This window comes from Neisseria sp. P0009.S007 (assembly GCF_051962515.1).
Map to the genome: position 1 here is coordinate 1 of NZ_JBQCVF010001086.1, position 275 is coordinate 275.

1 pseudogene is annotated in these 275 nt (G+C 54.5%); it reads right to left on the reverse strand.

What is annotated here, in order from left to right:
- Positions 1-75 precede the first annotated feature (75 nt).
- Positions 76-275, reverse strand: a pseudogene (locus ACTHS3_RS17850) (NAD(P)H-dependent oxidoreductase); the annotation flags it as partial.

The following is a 275-nucleotide window of genomic DNA, read 5'->3' on the forward strand; positions in this document are numbered from 1 at the left end:
GTCTGAAAGTGTCACTTCACCAAAGTCAAACAACACTTTCAGACGACCTATTTCATTGAAATCCGGCTACGCGCCCTACTCCGCCCAAATTACCGTTTCCGACGCATCGCGGCGCGGTTTCGGAGAAATATCGCGCACACGGTAGCCGAAGGTTGCGGCGACGGACAAGCCGTAATGTTCAGGGTCGAGCAATCCGGCTTCGGCAAGGATTTTTTCCACTGCGGCATACTCCATGCCTTCAATGGCGCAAGAATCGATACCGAGCATCGCCGCGC